We start from the raw sequence: 20004 nt of genomic DNA, 5'->3' as shown, positions 1-20004 counted from the left end.
TACAATTTATCTAAAAGAGCCAAGGAGCAAAATAACGTGGTCTTAACAAAAGGCTTTGAAATTGAAATATATACCGGTACTTCTGAGGGTGATATTGTCGGTCTCTCCGATCGTATTGTTTCAGAACTACAAGGTTTTATGCGAGAACCAGATAGTCGTAATGTGGAATATATCACTCCCCCATCCACTAGCTATGAATATCAGTTGTGCAACCTCCTGCTTCCTCGACAACGCTTAAGAAAGTATTTAGATAATTTGTCTAACTTGGATAAATTAAATAAATATACGCTAATTCCGGGAAGTACCTTATCCCTGGGAGGTGGCGACCGATTTTATCGCTCTGATATTACTAACCCATATCATGATTACATTGAGCAAACCTATGGCACAAAGGTAGTAACTGCTAGTGTGCATATTAATGTTGGTATACCAGATCCGGAAGTTTTGATGCGAGCTTGTCGAGTTATTCGTTTAGAGGCTCCTCTATTTTTAGCACTGAGTGCTTCATCACCCTTTTTAAATGGTCAAGCTACTGGCTATCATTCCACACGATGGGGACTATTCCCTCAAACCCCCAATTATGTACCTCTGTTTACTAGTCATACACATCATATCAACTGGGTAGAGTCTCAGTTAGAAGCAGGTACTATGAGGAATGTGCGCCATTTATGGACATCCGTTAGACCTAATGGCGATCGCCGTCCCTATAATTTGAACCGATTAGAATTGCGAATTTGTGACTTAGTGACAGATCCCATTTCTTTGTTAGCAATTACTGCTTTACTAGAGGCAAGACTGTTACAAATAATAGAGAATGATAACATAGATCCACTCAAACAGAGCGAATTTTCATTGGATGATTTAATTACCCTAACAAATAAAAACGAAATGGCAGCAGCCAAATTCAGTTTAGACGCTAAGTTACAGCACTGGCAAGATGGTAGTATTATTATAGCCAGAGAATGGATTAGTCAGTTGTATGAACAAGTGTGGAAAATAGCCAAACAAAAAGGATTTAGTTGTTTTCTCTCCCCCTTAAAGAAAATACTACGGGAAGGTAATGAAGCCCAGCAGTGGCTACAATTACACAAAGTAGGAATAGACATTCAGCAAGTCATCAAACAAGCGGTAGTTAGTACTCACGAACGGGAAAAAGAACTAGAAAGCAAGTTATTGTGTTCCTCCCCAATTGCTTAAAAGTTGCCAGATATAAGAAAAACCTATAGGTTATCCGAACTATTCGGATCCAAACCTGTTTCTGACCATTTAAAAACCTGTCTTTGATTTTATGCCTCAGGTAGTTTTAATTAACCCACAAATTCCCCCCAATACAGGCAATATTGCCCGTACCTGTGCTGCTACGGCCACCGAACTGCATTTAGTTGGCCCTTTAGGATTTGAAATCACTGACCGCTACCTCAAAAGAGCAGGGTTAGATTATTGGCCCCATGTAAAACTTAACTACCATGAATCATATCACACATTCCTCAAAGTCCATCGGCAAAGAGGGGGTAGACTGCTAGGGTTCAGCGTCAGGGGCAATATTAACTATATTCAGTACGAATTTCGCCCTGATGACTGGTTATTGTTTGGCAGTGAAACAACGGGTATACCGGAAAATATTCTCGATATTTGTGACTCTACCCTCTACATTCCTATGGATCAACCTGGTGTTCGTAGCTTAAACCTATCAGTGAGCGTAGCTGTAGCTTTATTTGAGTCACGACGACAGTTGGGATATTTAAAATAATAGTAAAATGAAGGCATGACCAAAAGACGACTTTCCACTACACAGTAATATTCAGGGTGAAGGTAGTAATATGTAGCAGTAACAACATATAAGAAATTTATATAGCAAACTTAGTTTCCCTGCACTTGTTGATTTCTAGATTTTAGCCTGTTGAGAGGGTTTTTTCTCGAGAGTAAAATTGTGGAAAGTAAGTACCATCAAGTCTTTTAGGAAATTGTGATCTAAGACACGGTTTATCAGGTGGGGAAACTAGTAAAAACTTGTACGGTTGTTTTTTAGGGAACAAGGACATAAAGTTTGATATTGGTAGAACGGATGGGAACAAAAAACCGGGTATTAAGGATGTAAAGGGGATGGTTTCTTGGTAGTCCCAGTAACTACATAAACCGCCTGATTGCAACAATCTTGAATTTTGTGAGGTGTATTAACAGAGCAGACCAAGAAAAAATTAAGATTTACTAACAACTATGAACTTGTCTAAATCAGAGAAACAGGTTAATCTTGGGTCAATATCTCTGGTAAGTGTGACTTGAATGTGATCTTGACTTATGGTTTGATGTAGTTCCAATCGTGAATTAACATCGGACATTTAAAAGAAAGATCAAAATCAGTTAAGCGAAGTTTGATCATAGGAGGTCATCTTTGAATCGAGCATTAAACAAGAGGGTAAACGCTGTGGTTAAAAATAATTCTGACAGTTTCCAATTTGCCTTGAATGAAACAAATCAAAAGGGTAATTGCCGGGCAATACCACGAGCAGCCATGATTGGTTTAGCAATTTCTATGGGTGCCACCAGCCTTTTTGTCACCCAAAAAAGCGACCAAGCGCAAGCAGCAGCCCCAGTTGGCAGTGAAAAAGCAGCCTTCGTAGGTTCAGCTACGACTGAAACCGATGTGGAAAAAATCACGGCAGAAAAGTTGGATGTCCAAACTCCCACTTTAGCAAGCGTGCCAGAAAGTATTGAAGCGCCTACCGAGGTTGACAATACTGCTGATGACCAGCTAAGGGAACAACAAGAGTTTGCACTCAACCAGCTAAAAGAAAAATCGGAACGTTTAAAAACCAATTTGAATTCCTTGCCTCAAAAGGCACAAGAATCAAGTAGTATCAACAATAACAACTTCTCAGAACAAAAATCCTTGACAGCACTGACAACTCCCCAAGTTGTGGCTCCAAAGGAAATTTCTAACTACCAGGTGAAGCCAGGTGATACATTGGAGGAAATTGCTGGTAGCTATGGAACTTCTGTGACTGAGCTAATTCAGGCTAATGGTCTGAGTGATCCTCATGATTTGCGGGTCAATCAGAAACTGATCATTCCTCAAGTTAAGTCTGGGACGGGTATACAAGAGCTACCTACTCCAACCAGTCCGGTTGTTATTCCACCCAAAAGAATTGCCCAAGTTGCTATTTCTCCTTTAGTTCCCCCTGACCGGGAAGTTAATCTGCCTAATGCGGCTGAGTTACCTTTGCCAACATCAGCGAGCAATGAGGGAGTTGCCATTGCAGTACCTCAGATCCCATCACCAAGCAGTGGATCTGCCATAAGCGTACCTGTGGCTGGCAAAAATCTCCCCCAAGTGCCCGAAGCTGGATCAATTACCCCCAATACACGGGGAATAGGTGGCTCTACAGATGGGTTTACCACTAGTGTGGCAATAACCCCAAAAACCGTTCCAACTCAGTTAGAAAAGGTTACGCCAAACAACGATCGCATTCGTAGCTTACAAGCAGAAATTGAAAGACTACGCCAAAAGTATCGCGATCAAAGATCTGCCATTACCCTGGCTAACTCTGGCAAGGTTGAGAATACTCCATCCCCATTGGGAGGAGGAAATATTGATCCCGTCAAAGTTTCACCAGGTGTTCAAATCAAAGCAGTAACAATTACCGTACCCAGGCTCGGGGAAAATGGTAATGTTTCCGTTAATTCTCAATTGGGTGTAGATGCGATCGCTCCCAATGATGAGCCTGTCAACCCTCAGTTTGTTCCTGGAAATACCAGAAGGAATCCTTCGGGTATTAGATTAAATGTGCCTCCCAGGAGGATGAACGCCCGGGATTCTCTGGGTAAATTGCGGGGTACAACCGTATCTCCAGCTTTACCTCCTTTGGCTGCAGTGGATATATATTTACCCAGAAATACAGAGGAAGAAAATAATAGTCCTGCTCTTACGGGTCACATTTGGCCTGCTAAAGGCGTTCTAACTTCCGGTTATGGTTGGCGCTGGGGTAGAATGCACAGAGGTATTGATATTGCCAATGGTGTGGGAACTCCAATTTACGCCTCTGCTCCAGGTCGAGTAGAAAGAGCAGGTTGGAATAATGGAGGTTATGGACTGTTGGTGGAAATACGCCATGAGGATGGCAGTATGACCCGTTATGCCCATAACAGCCGTATTTTAGTGCGGGTAGGTCAGGAAGTGCAACAGGGAGAAACCATTGCCGCCATGGGTAGCACTGGTTTTAGCACTGGTCCTCACACCCATTTTGAGATCCATCCCACAGGGAAAGGTGCGGTTAATCCCATCGCCTTTTTACCTTCTCAGGCACGTTTGTAATTATTTGGTTGATGTTTAACCACTTTGCTTGTTGGTTATTTAAGATAAGCTTATGGTTAAAAGCTGCCAATACCCAGCACGTCCTGATTATCCTGACCAAAATCTGCGGGATAATCAGGACCAAAAAATTTCTTTTGGGGAGTTGTCATGGAGGAAATACTGTGCTAGGATAGGTTAGACAAATAAAAAGTTAGGCTCAGTAGCTCAGTAGGTTAGAGCACGGGACTCATAAGCCTGGGGTCGTTGGTTCGAATCCGACCTGAGCCATTTAATATAGTTCGATAGTTCATAAGTTGTAGGGAGTCTCGGTATGAATCAGCTACCACCAATGCCATTACCAGAGAGCCTTTGGGGGGAGCAGTGGTGTTTTGCAAGTGTTAGTGCTGGTGATATCCTCGAAGAGTTTGGTAGTCGTTCAATTCCATTTAAGAAAATACCAGACTCCTTTGTACCAGCTAAGCTTAGTTTGGCTGTGACTGTTTCCATACCTGGAGTGATAATTTATGGTGGTAAACAGTCTTTACGTTTAGCAAGATGGTTAAATGAAAATAATCCAGTTAGTTTAAACTATATTCCTGGTGCCCCTGATGGATTGATTTTACAGTCTAGTTCAACGAATCCCTGGATAGTAGCCACTTTTACAGACATTGATGTCACAGCAGCTGGTAAAGTTTATCAACAACGTAAAAAAGTAAGTGGGGGAGTGCATTTTTTATTAGTGCAACCTGACCACTCAGGAATAACTTTCACTGGTTTTTGGTTATTAAAAGACATCTAGGTGGCGTTGCCATATTGGCAGAAAAAAGTTAAGTTTTATTTGTCTAAAAGGATAATTGGGTTCAGTTTTGTGGGATCCTTAATCTTGTGTGATGTAATTCAAGATATGGGTTTACACTATGGCAATTACAATTGACTCGGCTCGTGGGATTTTTCCACAAACTCTTTCCGCTGATGCAGTACCAGCTACAATCGCCCGATTTAAGCAGCTCAGTGCAGAAGATCAACTAGCATGGATTTGGTTTGCCTATCTTGAAATGGGCAAGACCGTTACAATTGCCGCACCAGGAGCTGCTAGCATGCAGTTCGCAGAACCTACGTTGAATCAAATTCGTCAAATGTCTTTTCCTGAACAAACACAGGCTATGTGTGACTTGGCGAATAATGCCGATACCCCAATTTGCCGCACCTACGCAGCATGGTCTCCTAATATCAAGCTAGGATTTTGGAATCAACTGGGTGAGTGGATGGAACAGGGTATTGTTGCTCCGATCCCAGCGGGATACCAACTTTCTGCTAATGCAGCAGCAGTGTTACAAGCACTGAGGGAAATGGACCAGGGACAGCAAATTACAACCTTACGCAGTACTGTAGTGGATATGGGATTTGACCCAAACAAGTTGGGTGATTATACCAGAGTATCTGAACCTGTTGTTGTTCCTACGGAAATGTCAAAGCGGACTCAAGTTACCATTGAAGGGCTAACTAACTCAACAGTGCTAAGCTACGTAAATAATTTGAATGCTAATGACTTCAGTGCCTTAATCGATCTGTTTGCTCCTGACGGTGCCCTCCAACCCCCTTTTCAAAAACCTATAGTTGGCAGAGATGCCATTCTGAGATTTTTCAATGAGGAATGTCAAAATCTGACACTGGTTCCAGAAAGAGGAGTTTCTGAACCTGTAGAAGATGGTTACACCCAAATAAAGGTGACCGGTAAAGTACAAACTCCCTGGTTTGGCTCGTCCGTGGGAATGAATATCGCTTGGCGATTCTTGCTTAATCCTCAGGGTAAGATCTTCTTTGTTGCAATTGACTTATTAGCTTCTCCTAAGGAACTGCTCAACTTGATGCGATAGGGCAGTTTTTTAGCTTGTGTAAGTGGGGGTTAGTATTCTTGCTTACACAATCTTTGTACGCTCACTTGCAACAGACGAGTTATATGGTCTTTAGCACTTTCTCCTGGGAAGTGATTTTTAATTTTGACAACTAATTTTGAGAACTAACAGTTAATATGGGGATGGTTCAAGTGAATGACATTGAGTGGTCTACAACAGAGAAGGAGTTAGCTCGAAAAGCCTTTGATCTAGCTTATGAGCGAGAGATTAATGCCTTAATAGAAACAGTTCGTGAACAAGCCGGCACGATTACAAAACTAGATGAGATATGGCAATTACACGATTTCCTGAGTGCAAGAAGGCATCAGATTGATGGCAAATACGACTATAGATACTCTGTGTTGATATTTGTTTTTGCCCAATTGGTCAGGGAAGGTTGGCTACATATTAAAGATCTAGAGGGACTAGAAGTGAATAAGATAGCTAAAGTATCAGCTCTTACACGTATGTGATAGTTAGGGCACACCAAGGGGAAAAATCCAAGGATTTTTAGTACAAATGTTTTAAAATGAGAATTGTTGTTGGTTTCGCAACTAGTCGTTTGACGACAGGTTTTGTGCTAAACTAGAATGTGAAAACGGTCAGGAAACAAGTTAAACTTTTTCCTTCGTGGTTCAAAAATTTCCATAGTAAACGCAACCAAGTAAGCCAAGACCAATCCAAATCTCTAACAAAGGATCTCTTAAAAATCATAATGCCTGTGATTGAGAAAAAAAGAACTCGCGATCTCCCCCAAATTAACGAACGTATTCGTTTCCCAAAAATTCGAGTCATTGACAGTGAAGGTGCCCAATTGGGTATCATGGCACCATTAGAAGCTCTGCGACTAGCAGAAGAAAAAGAGCTAGACCTGGTCTTGCTCAGTGATAAAGCAGACCCACCGGTTTGTCGAATCATGGACTACGGGAAATATAAGTTTGAGCAAGAAAAAAAGGCGCGGGAAGCCCGGAAAAAGCAGCACACGGCTGATGTTAAGGAAGTAAAAATGCGCTACAAAATAGAGGAGCACGACTATAATGTGCGTGTGAAGCAGGCGGAACGCTTTCTTAAAGATGGGGACAAGGTTAAAGCCACTGTAATGTTCCGGGGTCGAGAAATTCAGCACAGTGATTTAGCGGAGACCTTACTAAATCGTATGGCTACAGACCTAGAACCCTTTGGTGAGGTTCAACAAGCTCCTAAAAAAGAAGGGAGAAATATGATGATGCTCATTTCTCCTAAAAAATAAGATATGGGGCGGGGGGTTTCCCCCCCTTATCATTTATTTATTAGCCAAATATTGGTATACACCCCATCTGGTATTAACTTCCTGTTGAGCTTGTATCAACAATTGTTGGGCAATTTCCGGTTTACTCTTCATTAAGATCTTAAACCGATTCTCCTGATACATGGATTTCTCTACCAGTTCGCTGGGAGCTTTCATATCTAATTGTAGGGGGTTTTTTCCCTCCTTTTGTAATGTGGGATTATAGCGATATAACAACCATCTACCAGACTCAACTAAGGCTTTTTGCTGTTGTAAACCATTGGTCATATCTATCCCGTGAGCAATACAATGACTATAGGCAATTATTAGGGATGGACCATCAAAAGCTTCTGCTTCTAAAAAGGCTTTTAATGTTTGCTCATCCCTAGCACCTAAAGCAACACTAGCAACATAAACATTATTATATGTCATGGCCATTAAACCCAAATCTTTCTTTCCTGCTGGTTTACCACTAGCAGCAAATTTTGCCACCGCAGCAGTGGGAGTAGCTTTGGAAGATTGACCCCCCGTGTTGGAATAAACTTCCGTATCCATGACTAAAATATTCACATTTTTACCACTGGCTAAAATATGGTCAATGCCATGAAAATCAATATCATAAGCCCATCCATCGCCTCCTACTATCCACACACTCTTTTTGACCAAAAAATCAGCTAAAGATTGCAAATTCTGGATTTTTACTCCCAGGTTTTCTTCCTGGGTTTGTGCTAGAATTTCACTCAATCTCTGTTTGAGATGGGACACATTTTCCCTTTGCTCCCAAATATCTACCTCTGTTTTTTGACTGTTTCGCACTATGTCATTAACCAGGCGATCGCCTATGTGACCACGTAAATTTTGCAATAGTTCCACTGCAAATTCTGTCTGTTTATCTATAGATAGGCGATAGCCAAAACCAAACTCCGCATTATCTTCAAATAAACTATTAGACCATGCAGGACCTCGACCTTCTTGGTTTTTAGTCCATGGAGTAGTTGGGAGATTACCGCCATAAATAGAAGAGCAACCGGTAGCATTAGCAATGAGGGCGCGGTCTCCAAATAATTGGGTGAGTAATTTCAAATATGGAGTTTCTCCGCATCCTGCACAAGCTCCGGAGAATTCAAATAATGGTTCTTGCAATTGTTGTTGACGAATTTGATTTAATTTCAACTTTCTGCGGTCAGGATTGGGTAAATTCAAAAAGAATTCCCAATTTTCTTTTTCCAGCGCTCTCAAAGGTATTTGAGGGTGCATATTCAAAGCCTTTTTTGTGGGTTCTGCTTTATTTTTAGCAGGACAAATATTCACACATAAACTACAACCTGTACAGTCTTCAGGTGCAATTTGAATAGTAAATTTTTGCCCAGCAAAACTTTTATCTTTAGCATCCGTGGACTTGAAAGTTGCTGGTGCATTTAGCAATTGGTGTGGTGCATAAGTTTTGGCACGAATGGTAGCATGGGGACAAACCATGACACACTTCCCGCACTGGACACAAACATTTTCATCCCAAACGGGAATTTCCTCCGCGATATTACGTTTTTCCCACTTTGCGGTACCGGTGGGGAAAGTTCCGTCAGCAGGTAAAGCACTCACAGGTAGATCATTCCCTTCCCACACCATGATTTTGTTCAGAACCCCCTGGATAAATTCAGGTTTACCCATGGATGATTGGTAATTCACCGGGTTATCATCAACAATTCCTACTGTAGGAACTAACACCTGATGAAGATTTGCTAGGGTGTTATCAACCGCTTGCAAATTCATCTTCACCACATCATTACCTTTTTTGGCGTAGGTTTTTTCAATGGAATGTTTAATTTTGGCAATAGCTTCCACTTCTGGTAATATCCCCGCCAATTGAAAGAAGCACACCTGCATAATAGTATTAATCCTTCTTCCCATACCACTGTTTTTAGCCACTAGATTGGCATTAATAGCATAAACTTTCAGGTGTTTGTCAAGAATTTGCCGTTGCACTTTCCTAGGTAAATATTGCCAAACCTCCTCTGGTTGATAGGGACTATTGAGTAAAAACACTCCACCAGGAGCAGCATTTTTTAGGATATCAATATTCTCCAGAAACCCCCAATGATGACAACCAATAAAATTGGCTTGATTAATGAGATAGGTAGAGCGAATTTTGTCCATGCCAAAACGTAAATGAGAAACGGTCATAGAACCAGATTTTTTAGAGTCATACACAAAATAAGCCTGAGCATTATTTTCTGTCCCCTCGGCAATAATTTTGATAGAGTTTTTATTAGCACCAACTGTGCCATCGGAACCCAAACCATAAAACATGGCCCGCACCACAGTATCTGGTTCAGTAGAAAAACTAGGATCAAAACTGAGGGAAGTGAAAGTCACATCATCCTTAATCCCGATGGTAAAATGATTTTTGGGTTTGGGCTGAGTCAGGTTTTCAAAAACTGCCTTGACCATTGCTGGAGTAAATTCTTTAGAAGATAAGCCATATCTTCCGCCAACAATTTTAGGGAATGAGGATTTTTTCCACCCTTCATGAATAGCAGTAACTACCTGTAAATATAAAGGCTCTCCTACAGTTCCTGGTTCTTTGGTTCTATCCAAAACAGCAATGGATTTTACACTATTGGGTAGAGCTTCAATAAATCTTCCCACATCAAAAGGTTGAAAAAGTCGGACTTTGACAACACCTAATTTTTCTCCTTGTTGATTGAGATAATCAACAGTTTCATGAACCGTTTCGCAACCAGAACCCATGAGAACAATTACTTGTTGGGCTTGAGGATGACCGTGATATTCATATAGTTTGTAATGTCTCCCCGTCTTTTGGGCAAACCTATTCATAATCCTCTCCACAATTTCTGGACAGGTTTGATAATAGGGATTAGCACCTTCACGGGACTGAAAATAAACATCTGGATTTTGTGCTGTACCTCTTAACACTGGTTGGTCGGGAGTTAAACACCTTTGACGATGGGATAATACTAAATCTATAGGTAGGAATTCTCGTAAAACTTCATCAGATAACAACTCAATTTTTTGCACCTCATGGGAAGTTCTAAACCCATCAAAGAAATGTAAAAAGGGAACTCTAGCTTGTAAAGTTGCCACCTGAGCAATCAGAGCAAAATCATGGCTTTCTTGTACAGAAGTTGAACAAAGTAAGGCAAAACCAGTAGTTCTAGCTGCCATGACATCACTATGATCTCCAAAAATGGATAGAGCATGGGTAGCCAAAGAACGAGCAGAAACATGAAGAACAAAACTAGTTAATTCCCCTGCAATTTTAAACAAATTGGGAATCATTAATAATAAACCCTGGGAAGCAGTAAAAGTTGTACTTAAAGACCCTGTTTGTAAGGCACCATGTACAGCAGCAGCTGCACCACCTTCACTTTGCATTTGAGTCACCTGGGGAACTGTCCCCCATAAATTGGGTTTATTTTCTGCCATCCAGCCATCAGTCCATTCACCCATATTTGATGATGGAGTAATTGGATAAATAGCAATCACCTCATTTAACTTATATGCCACCCGTGCTACTGCTTCATTACCATCAATTGCAGCAAATGATTTAGTCATGATTTTTCTTCCTGTCTGTATTTTTTGGTAATTTACCCAGAGAAGCCCAAAAAATATCAGAAGCGTGACCACATTATAAACCAAACCTCCCCCAATAATCAATTCTCTCTTATCTTCCTCTTCTCCCCCTTTTGGCAAGAATTAAGCTAAGATATAGGGAAAGACTTCATAACTTGATAAAAAGATAAACCATGCTGGAGAACCTGCAAACCCAAATTTATCATCTGGAACAATTCGCTAACATCCTAGTTACCCAACAACTAAGTCATCTAACAATCATTAGTATTGCCATCATCTTTCTTGCTGGCTTGTTAACGAGTTTGACTCCTTGTATGTTATCTATGCTGCCAATTACCATTGGTTATATTGGAGGATATGAAGCTAAAAGCCGATTACAAGCCGCTGCACAATCTACCTGGTTTGCATTAGGACTAGCAACCACATTAGCGGGTTTAGGGATCCTAGCTGGTTTAGTAGGAAAGATTTATGGTCAGGTAGGAATGGGACTACCAATCATTGTGAGTATTTTGGCGATTATTATGGGTTTAAACCTATTAGAAGCTCTACCCTTACAATTTCCATCCTGGGGTGAAACCAATTGGATATCAAATGACATGCCATCTGGGGTTCGCTCCTATTGTATTGGATTAACCTTCGGGTTAGTTGCTTCACCCTGTAGCACCCCTGTACTAGCCAGTTTATTAGGTTGGGTTGCCAACAGTCAAGATTTCTTATTAGGGGCATTTTTGCTACTAGCATATACAGCTGGATATGTAACACCATTAATTTTAGCAGGTACCTTTACTGCGACCATTAAAAAACTGCTGGAATTCCGTCGGTGGTCGGGTTGGATAAACCCGGTTAGTGGTGTATTATTAGTAGGTTTTGGAGTTTTTTCCTTGCTTTCTCGATTACCTATTGGTATTTATTAGTAAGTAGGGAGGCACAATTATTTGTAGGATGCCCATGGGGGCGTTGGGTTTCGTTCCTCAACCCAACCTACGTTCATCTTGTGTTTAATTCCACTCACCCACTTATCCTATTTATCTTTACATAGTTTGGTTTTTTAACGCCAACTTACTTATCACTCTTGATTAATGTAAACCTCAAACCTTTCAGCAATGACACTCGATTCTTCATCTCCAGAATTTAACTTAGTTTCCCTTCCGATTCGTTTTATAAGAAAGGAAATTTTACCCGTACTTACCGATTTGAAATTAGCAATTGTTTTATTATTAGTCATTGCTGTTTTTAGTGTTAGTGGCACCGTAATCGAACAGGGACAAACTCCTGCTTTTTATCAGGCCAATTATCCTGAACATCCAGCTTTATTTGGTTTTCTCAGTTGGAAGGTGATTCAGGTGGTAGGGTTAGATCATGTTTATCGCACTTGGTGGTTTTTGTCCTTACTGGTCCTATTTGGTGTGAGTTTAACAGCGTGTACCTTCACACGACAACTACCAGCTTTAAAAACCGCTCAAAAGTGGCAATATTATGACGAGCCAAGAAAGTTTAATAAACTAGCTCTTAGTGCTGAATTAAATAATGTTAACTTAAATTCCATCACTGCCCTATTAAAGAAAAGCCAATATCAAATTTTCCAGCAAGAGGAAAGCAATCATCTACTTTATGCTCGTAAGGGGATAATTGGTAAGATGGGTCCTATTGTTGTACATATTGGAATTGTGATGATATTGCTAGGAGGAATATGGGGCGCAATGACGGGCTTTATGGCCCAGGAAATGATTACCTCCGGTGACACCTTCCAGGTGAAAAATATCATTGATGCGGGAGCTTGGTCTTCTCAGGATGTGTTAAAAAACTGGTCTGTTAAAGTTAACAGATTTTGGATTGATTATACTCCCAAAGGGGGAATTGACCAATTTTACTCCGATCTATCAGTTTTAAATTACCAAGGTGAAGAAGTTAACCATGAAAATATTTATGTTAATAAACCATTACGCTATCATGGTGTAGTCTTCTATCAAACAGATTGGGGAATTGCTGCGGTTAAAGTCAAAATTAATAACAGTCCTATTTTTCAATTACCCATGGCATTACTAAATACTAATGGCCAAGGTAGATTATGGGGAACCTGGATACCAACCAAACCAGATTTAAGTGCGGGAGTTTCCCTGTTAGCAAAAGATCTACAAGGTATGGTCTTAATCTATGATAACGAAGGAAAATTAGTAAATACCGTGCGCGCAGGAATGTCCATACCTGTTAACGGGGTGAATTTAAAAATTCTTGATGTTGTCGGTAGCACGGGTTTACAAATTAAATATGATCCAGGAATTCCTATTGTGTATACAGGTTTTGCCCTATTAATGCTAGGAGTGGTCATGAGTTATTTTTCTCATTCTCAAATTTGGGCCTTACAACATGGTGATGTCTTATACGTGGGTGGAAAAACTAACCGGGCCCAAGTTACCTTTGAGAGAGAAGTATTAGGAATCTTAGACCAGGTTGCTCAAACAGCAAAGAAATAATTTTTTTAGGAGTGAGGATCCTAATTGAGTGGTACATTTAATAAATGCAATACTACTCAATTTTGTATGTATGGGTACACATTCTATAGATCAAGCAAGTATTCAACCATTAGTTACCATCATTCATCAAGAACTATTACCCCAGTTAGTGGTGGAAAGTGTGCACCCCCATAATCCAGCAGTGGTTCACCATCTACCACCTCCCTGGGAGCTAATAGGTACGGGTAACTATGCAGCAGTGGTTTGTCATCCTGATTTTCCCGATGTGGTGGTCAAGATTTACGCTCCTGGTCGTCCTGGATTTGATGAGGAATTAGAAGTTTACAATCGCATAGGCTCTCATCCAGCCTATTCGCAATGCTTTTATGCCTACAATGGTCTATTAGTTCTAAAAAGATTATTTGGTGTAACCCTCTATGATTGTCTGAATCGTGGATTACGCATTCCTGTTAGGGTAATTAAAGATATTGATCGAGCGTTGGATTATGCACGTAGTCGAGGTCTATTTCCCCACGATGTTCATGGTAAAAATGTCATGATGTTTGAGGGGAGAGGTTTAGTGGTAGACATTTCTGATTTTCTCCATGAGGATAAATGTTCCAAATGGGAGGATTTAAAAAAGGCTTATTATTTGATATACTTACCAATTTTTTATCCTTTTAAGTTACGAGTACCCTATTCCTTACTCAACCAGGTTCGTCAGTCCTATCGTTTTATTAGTTCCTTTTCCGGTAAGATTTTGCAATTTTTGAAAAAACTGATTGGTCAAAAATTTTAATCCTATAGCTTTCTATATCTTTAGCTATATTTTTGATATTATCTTGGTCTAGTGTGAATCTTTAGGTATTATTCGTGACTGAACAACCACAGAAGCAGAAATCATCCCGTTCCTTTGCTGGTATTGCTGGTATAGTTGCTGCTGCAACTTTAATTAGTAAAATATTCGGGTTAATTAGACAACAAGCTATAGCAGCTGCTTTTGGTGTTGGTGCTGCTGCTACTGCTTATAGTTACGCTTATATTATTCCTGGATTTTTATTGATTTTACTTGGTGGAGTAAACGGTCCTCTACATAGTGCCCTTGTCAGCGTCTTAGCCAAACGTAAACGAGAAGAAGCGCCTCCTATTGTAGAAACAGTAACAACCCTAGTTAGCGGATTATTATTAGTAGTAACAGTCGCTCAAATTTTTTTAGCGGAACCCTTAATTGATCTGGTTGGTTATGGATTAGATGTAAAAACCAGAGAAATTGCTGTTCGTCAGCTACAAATCATGTCACCAATGGCCTTATTTTCTGGTTTAATTGGTCTTGGTTTTGGCACCCTCAATGCAGCAAACCAATATTGGCTATTATCAATTAGTCCCCTGTTATCCAGTATTACAGTAGTTATTGGTATTGGTATTTTAGCGTTAGAATATGGTAAACAAATAATTCAGCCAGAATTTGCATTTATGGGAGGGATGGTATTAGCTTGGGGAACCTTAATCGGAGCAATTTTACAATGGTCCGTACAATTAATTTTTCAGTGGAGGTTAGGTTTAGGAAAATTAAAACTGAGGTTTGATTTTAAATCTCCTGCAGTTCAAGAAGTAATTAAAATAATGATTCCTGCTACTATTTCTTCTGGTATGATGCCAATTAATGTAGCAACTGATTTATTTTTTGCAAGTCCCATCAAAGGTGCAGCAGCAGCTTTCAATTACGCTAATTTACTAGTTCAAACACCACTAGGAATTATTTCTAATATTATTTTACTTCCCCTATTACCAATGTTCGCCAAATTAGCTGAACCGCAATCTTGGCCAGATCTAAAATTACGCATTCGTCAGGGGATTATATTAACTGCTGTGACCATGCTACCTTTAGGTGGTTTAATGATAGGTTTATCTACACCCATTGTTCAGGTAGTCTATCAACGGGGTGCATTTAATCAAGAAGCTACCGAGTTAGTTGCTTCCCTATTAATAGCCTATGGCATAGGAATGTTTGTCTACTTGGGGAGAGATGTTTTAGTGAGGGTATTTTACGCTTTAGGTGACGGACAAACTCCATTCAAAATCAGTACGTTTAATATTTTTCTGAATGCAGTTTTGGATTTTGTCCTCGTGAAACCTTTTGGCGCTCCTGGTTTGGTTTTAGCCACAGTGGGTGTTAATTGTAGTTCTATGTTAATGTTATTGTGGTTGTTAAACCGTAAACTCAATGGTTTACCCCTGAGAGAATGGACTTGGCCAATTTTGGGTTTAACTTTTGGCAGTGTGGTTGCTGGTGTTAGTAGCTATCAAACCTTTGTTACTTGTCAACTGCTAATACCCAGCCAAAATTTAGTAGTTTTGATTCTTGAATTGTCCGTTACTGCTATTGTGGGAATTGCTATATTTGCCATGATTGTGGGGACAATGAAAATACCAGAAGTCAATAGTTTTGTCACCAAAATGAAACAGAAATTTTTGAGGATATCCAGATGAAATTAATTTCTGAACCCTCGGTTCCCACCAAAATTCAGAGAATGAAACAAAGAGTTAGATGGCGACATCCAGCTATTTTGGAGCATAATATTGACCAAACCGTGATGAAATTCGATGATCAAGGTAGGGAAAAAAATCAAGAATTTTCCTTTATGGTTATGGGTGACAGTGGGACGAAATCAAATTATGGCTCCCATCCGCAACGTCAAGTAACTGAAATGATGTTAAATCATCTTGATGATTGTCGTTTTATTCTACATACCGGAGATGTGGTTTATGTTGTAGGTTCTCGTGAATATTATCCAGCCAATTTCATTCAACCTTACCGGGAATTTTTACTTGGTGGAGAGAATCCAGAAAACATAGCTTATAATCACATGACCTTTAAGTTGCCCATATTACCAGTTCTCGGCAATCATGATTATTATGATGTACCTTTATTATATCGTTTGATTACAGGTTCAACCTTACCTCTACGACAAATGTTACGTTATAAAGATATTGAAATTGGTTGGCATGGTTCCAACCAAGGAGATACTTACGCTAGAGCTTTTATTGATTATCTAGCTGCTATTGGTTCCTCTGATTTGGTAGCTCACCTAAATAAATATTATACTGGGAAAGTTAATACAGGTAGATGCTTAAATTACCAACCAGGTGAATTTACGAGGTTACCCAATAGATACTATAGTTTTAATTATGGGGGAATAGATTTTTTTGCCTTGGATTCTAACACTTTTAATACTCCAGAACCTTTACCAAAAAGTCGAGCCCAGGATATTCGTCAAAAATTGTGGGAAAGTCGTCGCTCTTTGGAGCGGGAGGAGTTAGAAATTTTAGCGGTATATGAGAAGTTAGACTCAAAAAATCCGCGAGAATCAGATCTTCTAGCAGATTTAGCGGGTAAATTGGATCAATTAAATGAAGTCAAACTTGATATTGAGAAACAATTAGAAAGTCACACTAATGCGGATACAGATTTTGAGCAACTGGAATGGTTAAGGGATAGATTAATTGCATCCTGGCAAGATTTAAATGTTAGGGGAAGGGTGTTATTTTTTCATCATCCTCCCTACGTTACAGAAGCAACCAAATGGCAACAGGGACAAACTTTAGCAGTTCGTCATCGATTACGGGAGGTATTGGAACAGGTAAGGGTAGCTTTAGGAAATATGGGGAGAGAAATAACTGGGGGAAGACCCTTGGTAGATCTGGTGTTTAATGGTCACGCCCACTGTTTGGAGTTTTTAAAAACTACAGACACTGGATATGGAGATTCTGGTATTAACTATATTGTCTGTGGTGGTAGTGGTCGTCGTCCTCGTCGTCAGCGAGAGGAAGGAACTGAGTTGTTAGAGGATTTTAGCGAGCATGATAGTGCCCACACGCGAAAAGTTGCCGATTCTTTGTTGTATGTGGGACGTACCGGTTATGATTTAGAGACGAGAAAACCCTATTCTTGTGTGCGTGTGGATGTTAAAGCTGGTATTCCTCCTCAATTTGTAATTACACCACTGGTAACGGAATTAATTGAGGGAAAATGGTGTAACAAGCAATTGGATGCCATAATTGTATAGTTTTATCCGAGACCCATGGGGGTGTTGGGTTTCATACTTCAACCCAACCTACGTTCATCTTATATTTAATTCCACCCACTTACTTATCTCATCAGTTTGGATTTGAGCCAAAACTCTGTTTAAATACTGGGTCAAGGTAAAAGCATCAACTCCTAACTCCGTTCTCTCCTTTGCTGCCAAAATACCAGCTTGAGAGTGCCACCAAGCTGCTGTTGCTACCACATCCTCCATATTAACTTGTCTGTTAACCACCTGTCCTAAAATCCCCCCCATTAGTCCAGTTAATACATCACCACTCCCACCCCGAGCTAAAGCTGGTGTACTTTCAGAGTTTATCCAAGTAACTCCCTGATGTTTAGCGATCGCAGTTCTTGCTCCTTTTAATAGAACTATGGCTCTAGTTTGTGATGCTGCTGTTTGCACTCCTTTGACTCTATTTGTGATATCAATCTCAGGAAATAGGCGATGAAACTCTCCTCCATGGGGAGTGAGAATAGTAGGTTGATGGCGGTTTTTTAAAGTGGTAATTGTGCCCAATTGTGCTAGAATATTGAGAGCATCTGCATCCAGAATTATGGGAACTTCACTTTTTATTACTTGCTCCACAATAGGAGTTGCTTCTGTAGTTAATCCAGGTCCACACGCAATAACAGTAAAGGAATTTAAAGTGGTTTCTCCAGGCAATTGTAAATGGGAAATTGCTCCATTATTTGTTTCTGGACAACCAATAATGAGAGCTTCTGGTAAGTGGGAAACTAATAAAGGTTTAATACTTTCTGGCACGGCAATAGATAACATGCCAATCCCAGATGCTCTAGCACCTAAACCAGTTAAAATTGCTCCCCCTGCATAGCGTTTAGAGCCACAAATTAGTAACAGATGTCCAGATTTATATTTATGCACGATGGGAGAAAGAGGTAGGGGTAAAGTATTAATTACTAGACTTTGGGTAATGCGTTTGATGGTGGGAACTTCCCCCAAAACTGCCTGAATATCAGCCAGAGGAATATCAAAATCAACTAACTCTGTTTTTCCTGCATATTTTATTGCTTGTTCTTGTAATAAACCCTGTTTCCACAAACCCAAACAAAAAGTGTGGGAAGCACAAATAGCAGTTCCTAAAACCGCTCCCGTATCGGTGTGTATTCCCGAAGGTAAATCAATACTAAAAATTGGTTTGTTCCACAGATTAAGATGATTAATAGCCTCAGCAATGTTGCCAGTGATTTCTCTTTCTAAACCAAAGCCAAATAACCCATCAATTAAAAAATCACAATCTGGCAATTCAGCTAGTTGAGAAAAACAAGGAATTCCTAAACTTTGAGCATAGTGAAAATGTTGGTTAGTTAACTCCTTGAGTTGACCAAAAGGTTGATAAATCCAAACATTATAACCACGAAAATGTAATTCCCTTCCCACCACCAAAGCATCACCACCATTATGACCAGGCCCAGCTAAAATACCAACCCTAGAACCTTTTAATGTCATAGATAAAAGGCGATCGCAAATGAGCCTACCTACTTTTTCCATCAAAGCTGGAATGGGCATTCCTGCGGCGAAAACTCTTGATTCCACATCCCGCATCTGAGCAGCAGTGACAACAAATATTTCCTTTAGATGCTTCAAATCCTGGTTATTCATTAGTCAAATTTTATCTCCCATAATATACCCTAGCATTACCATAACCCAGTCTTTTCAAGTAGTTACTCCATTGCTCCGCTTGATAGCGATCTTTAAATTTACCCAGAGCTACGTGAAATCCTCTAGGTTCGCTTCTCATCAGAACATGAACTCTCCCTTTTACTTTGTGTCGAATTTGTTGCCAGATGGTTCGTAAATTCTCAGCACTTGTGGGAACAACCACATAATAAGACTCAACATAGTAGTGAGCTTGTTTTGTCAGGTCAATGTTAGCAGAGTTGTCAGAAGAGGTTGCAGCACCACCATCATAACCCAAGTTGGATGTAGTGGTAGAGACAGAAGATGATATTTGTCCTGGAGGGGAGACAACCATAACACGAATACCACTTACACCATTTAACTCTAAGTCCCTTACCCGTTCAGCAGCATAATAGGATTCACTAAAAACACCTGACTGAATAACACTACGTCCACCAAAAGGGCGAATATAAGCATTACTATCAACTCGACGGACTTGTTGTAAAACATATTGACTATCAGTTTCAACATAGACCACATACCTGTCCGAGTTTCTGCTAGCATAGCCACGGGGATCTAGTTGGGAGAGAATAACCACCTCACCCTGACCCATAAACTGTGTATCAAGCGTTTTGGCTAAAGCTTGTTGGCACATTATCACTAAATTACTAGATGCCAACAAGAAGAGCATAGATAAAGAGGTAGTACTATTTAAATTCGCCATATTTGTCATGTAGAGTAGGAGAATTTTAATCAATCAAACCGAATCTAAAAATCCAAA

The 20004-nt window shown here is 40.1% G+C and carries 15 protein-coding genes and 1 tRNA gene; 13 read left to right on the top strand and 3 right to left on the bottom strand.

Going from position 1 to position 20004, the window contains the following annotated elements:
* Positions 1 to 36 precede the first annotated feature (36 nt).
* The 8 genes from gshA (at position 37) to infC (ending at position 7435) form a co-directional block, all read left to right on the top strand.
* Positions 37 to 1197, top strand: a complete 1161-nt coding sequence (gene gshA / locus C6N34_RS00800) for a glutamate--cysteine ligase (protein ID WP_057177014.1) — start codon at positions 37 to 39, stop codon at positions 1195 to 1197.
* Between the two features lie 91 nt (positions 1198 to 1288).
* Entirely contained in the window at positions 1289 to 1750 is a 462-nt protein-coding gene (locus tag C6N34_RS00795) for a tRNA (cytidine(34)-2'-O)-methyltransferase (RefSeq protein ID WP_115538988.1), read from the top strand.
* Positions 1751 to 2512: 762 nt separating this feature from the next.
* Positions 2513 to 4312: a peptidoglycan DD-metalloendopeptidase family protein gene (locus C6N34_RS00790; protein ID WP_236107498.1), complete on the top strand. Its 1800-nt coding sequence runs from the start codon at positions 2513 to 2515 to the stop codon at positions 4310 to 4312.
* 193 nt (positions 4313 to 4505) lie between these two features.
* Positions 4506 to 4579, top strand: a tRNA-Met gene (locus tag C6N34_RS00785).
* Between the two features lie 43 nt (positions 4580 to 4622).
* The gene (locus C6N34_RS00780) at positions 4623 to 5090 is read left to right on the top strand and encodes a Tab2 family RNA-binding protein (protein WP_115538987.1); all 468 of its coding nucleotides are present in this window, start codon (positions 4623 to 4625) and stop codon (positions 5088 to 5090) included.
* A gap of 118 nt (positions 5091 to 5208) precedes the next feature.
* A complete protein-coding gene (locus tag C6N34_RS00775) occupies positions 5209 to 6168 on the top strand; it encodes an orange carotenoid-binding protein (RefSeq protein WP_057177017.1) in 960 nt (319 codons plus the stop codon).
* A gap of 155 nt (positions 6169 to 6323) precedes the next feature.
* Complete coding sequence (locus tag C6N34_RS00770; protein WP_006278520.1) at positions 6324 to 6659, top strand: hypothetical protein; 336 nt, start codon at positions 6324 to 6326, stop codon at positions 6657 to 6659.
* Positions 6660 to 6901: 242 nt separating this feature from the next.
* Positions 6902 to 7435, top strand: a complete 534-nt coding sequence (infC, locus tag C6N34_RS00765; RefSeq protein WP_006278519.1) for a translation initiation factor IF-3 — start codon at positions 6902 to 6904, stop codon at positions 7433 to 7435.
* A gap of 33 nt (positions 7436 to 7468) precedes the next feature.
* On the opposite strand, the gene nifJ is transcribed toward infC, so the two are convergent.
* Complete coding sequence (nifJ, locus tag C6N34_RS00760) at positions 7469 to 11026, bottom strand: pyruvate:ferredoxin (flavodoxin) oxidoreductase (RefSeq protein ID WP_057177031.1); 3558 nt, start codon at positions 11024 to 11026, stop codon at positions 7469 to 7471.
* 191 nt (positions 11027 to 11217) lie between these two features.
* Between nifJ and C6N34_RS00755 the strand changes: the two genes are divergently transcribed.
* The 5 genes from C6N34_RS00755 (at position 11218) to C6N34_RS00735 (ending at position 17564) form a co-directional block, all read left to right on the top strand.
* Positions 11218 to 11958, top strand: coding sequence for a cytochrome c biogenesis protein CcdA (locus C6N34_RS00755; protein WP_057177018.1), 741 nt, complete (start codon positions 11218 to 11220; stop codon positions 11956 to 11958).
* A 189-nt stretch (positions 11959 to 12147) separates the two neighbouring features.
* Complete coding sequence (locus C6N34_RS00750) at positions 12148 to 13518, top strand: cytochrome c biogenesis protein (protein ID WP_057177019.1); 1371 nt, start codon at positions 12148 to 12150, stop codon at positions 13516 to 13518.
* Positions 13519 to 13588: 70 nt separating this feature from the next.
* Entirely contained in the window at positions 13589 to 14296 is a 708-nt protein-coding gene (locus C6N34_RS00745; protein WP_057177020.1) for a serine/threonine-protein kinase, read from the top strand.
* Positions 14297 to 14370: 74 nt separating this feature from the next.
* Positions 14371 to 15987, top strand: a complete 1617-nt coding sequence (gene murJ / locus C6N34_RS00740) for a murein biosynthesis integral membrane protein MurJ (protein WP_057177021.1) — start codon at positions 14371 to 14373, stop codon at positions 15985 to 15987.
* Entirely contained in the window at positions 15984 to 17564 is a 1581-nt protein-coding gene (locus C6N34_RS00735; protein WP_057177022.1) for a metallophosphoesterase family protein, read from the top strand. Before murJ ends, C6N34_RS00735 begins: the two co-directional genes overlap by 4 nt.
* A 54-nt stretch (positions 17565 to 17618) precedes the next feature.
* Here the strand turns inward: C6N34_RS00735 and C6N34_RS00730 are convergent, their stop codons facing one another.
* Entirely contained in the window at positions 17619 to 19205 is a 1587-nt protein-coding gene (locus C6N34_RS00730; RefSeq protein ID WP_115538986.1) for an NAD(P)H-hydrate dehydratase, read from the bottom strand.
* A gap of 10 nt (positions 19206 to 19215) precedes the next feature.
* The gene (locus C6N34_RS00725) at positions 19216 to 19947 is read right to left on the bottom strand and encodes a hypothetical protein (protein ID WP_147290752.1); all 732 of its coding nucleotides are present in this window, start codon (positions 19945 to 19947) and stop codon (positions 19216 to 19218) included.
* Positions 19948 to 20004: the final 57 nt, after the last annotated feature.

The sequence above is a fragment of the Cylindrospermopsis raciborskii Cr2010 genome (genome assembly GCF_003367075.2).
In the GTDB taxonomy this organism is placed as follows: domain Bacteria; phylum Cyanobacteriota; class Cyanobacteriia; order Cyanobacteriales; family Nostocaceae; genus Raphidiopsis; species Raphidiopsis raciborskii.
This window is presented reverse-complemented; position numbering and strand designations above follow the sequence as displayed.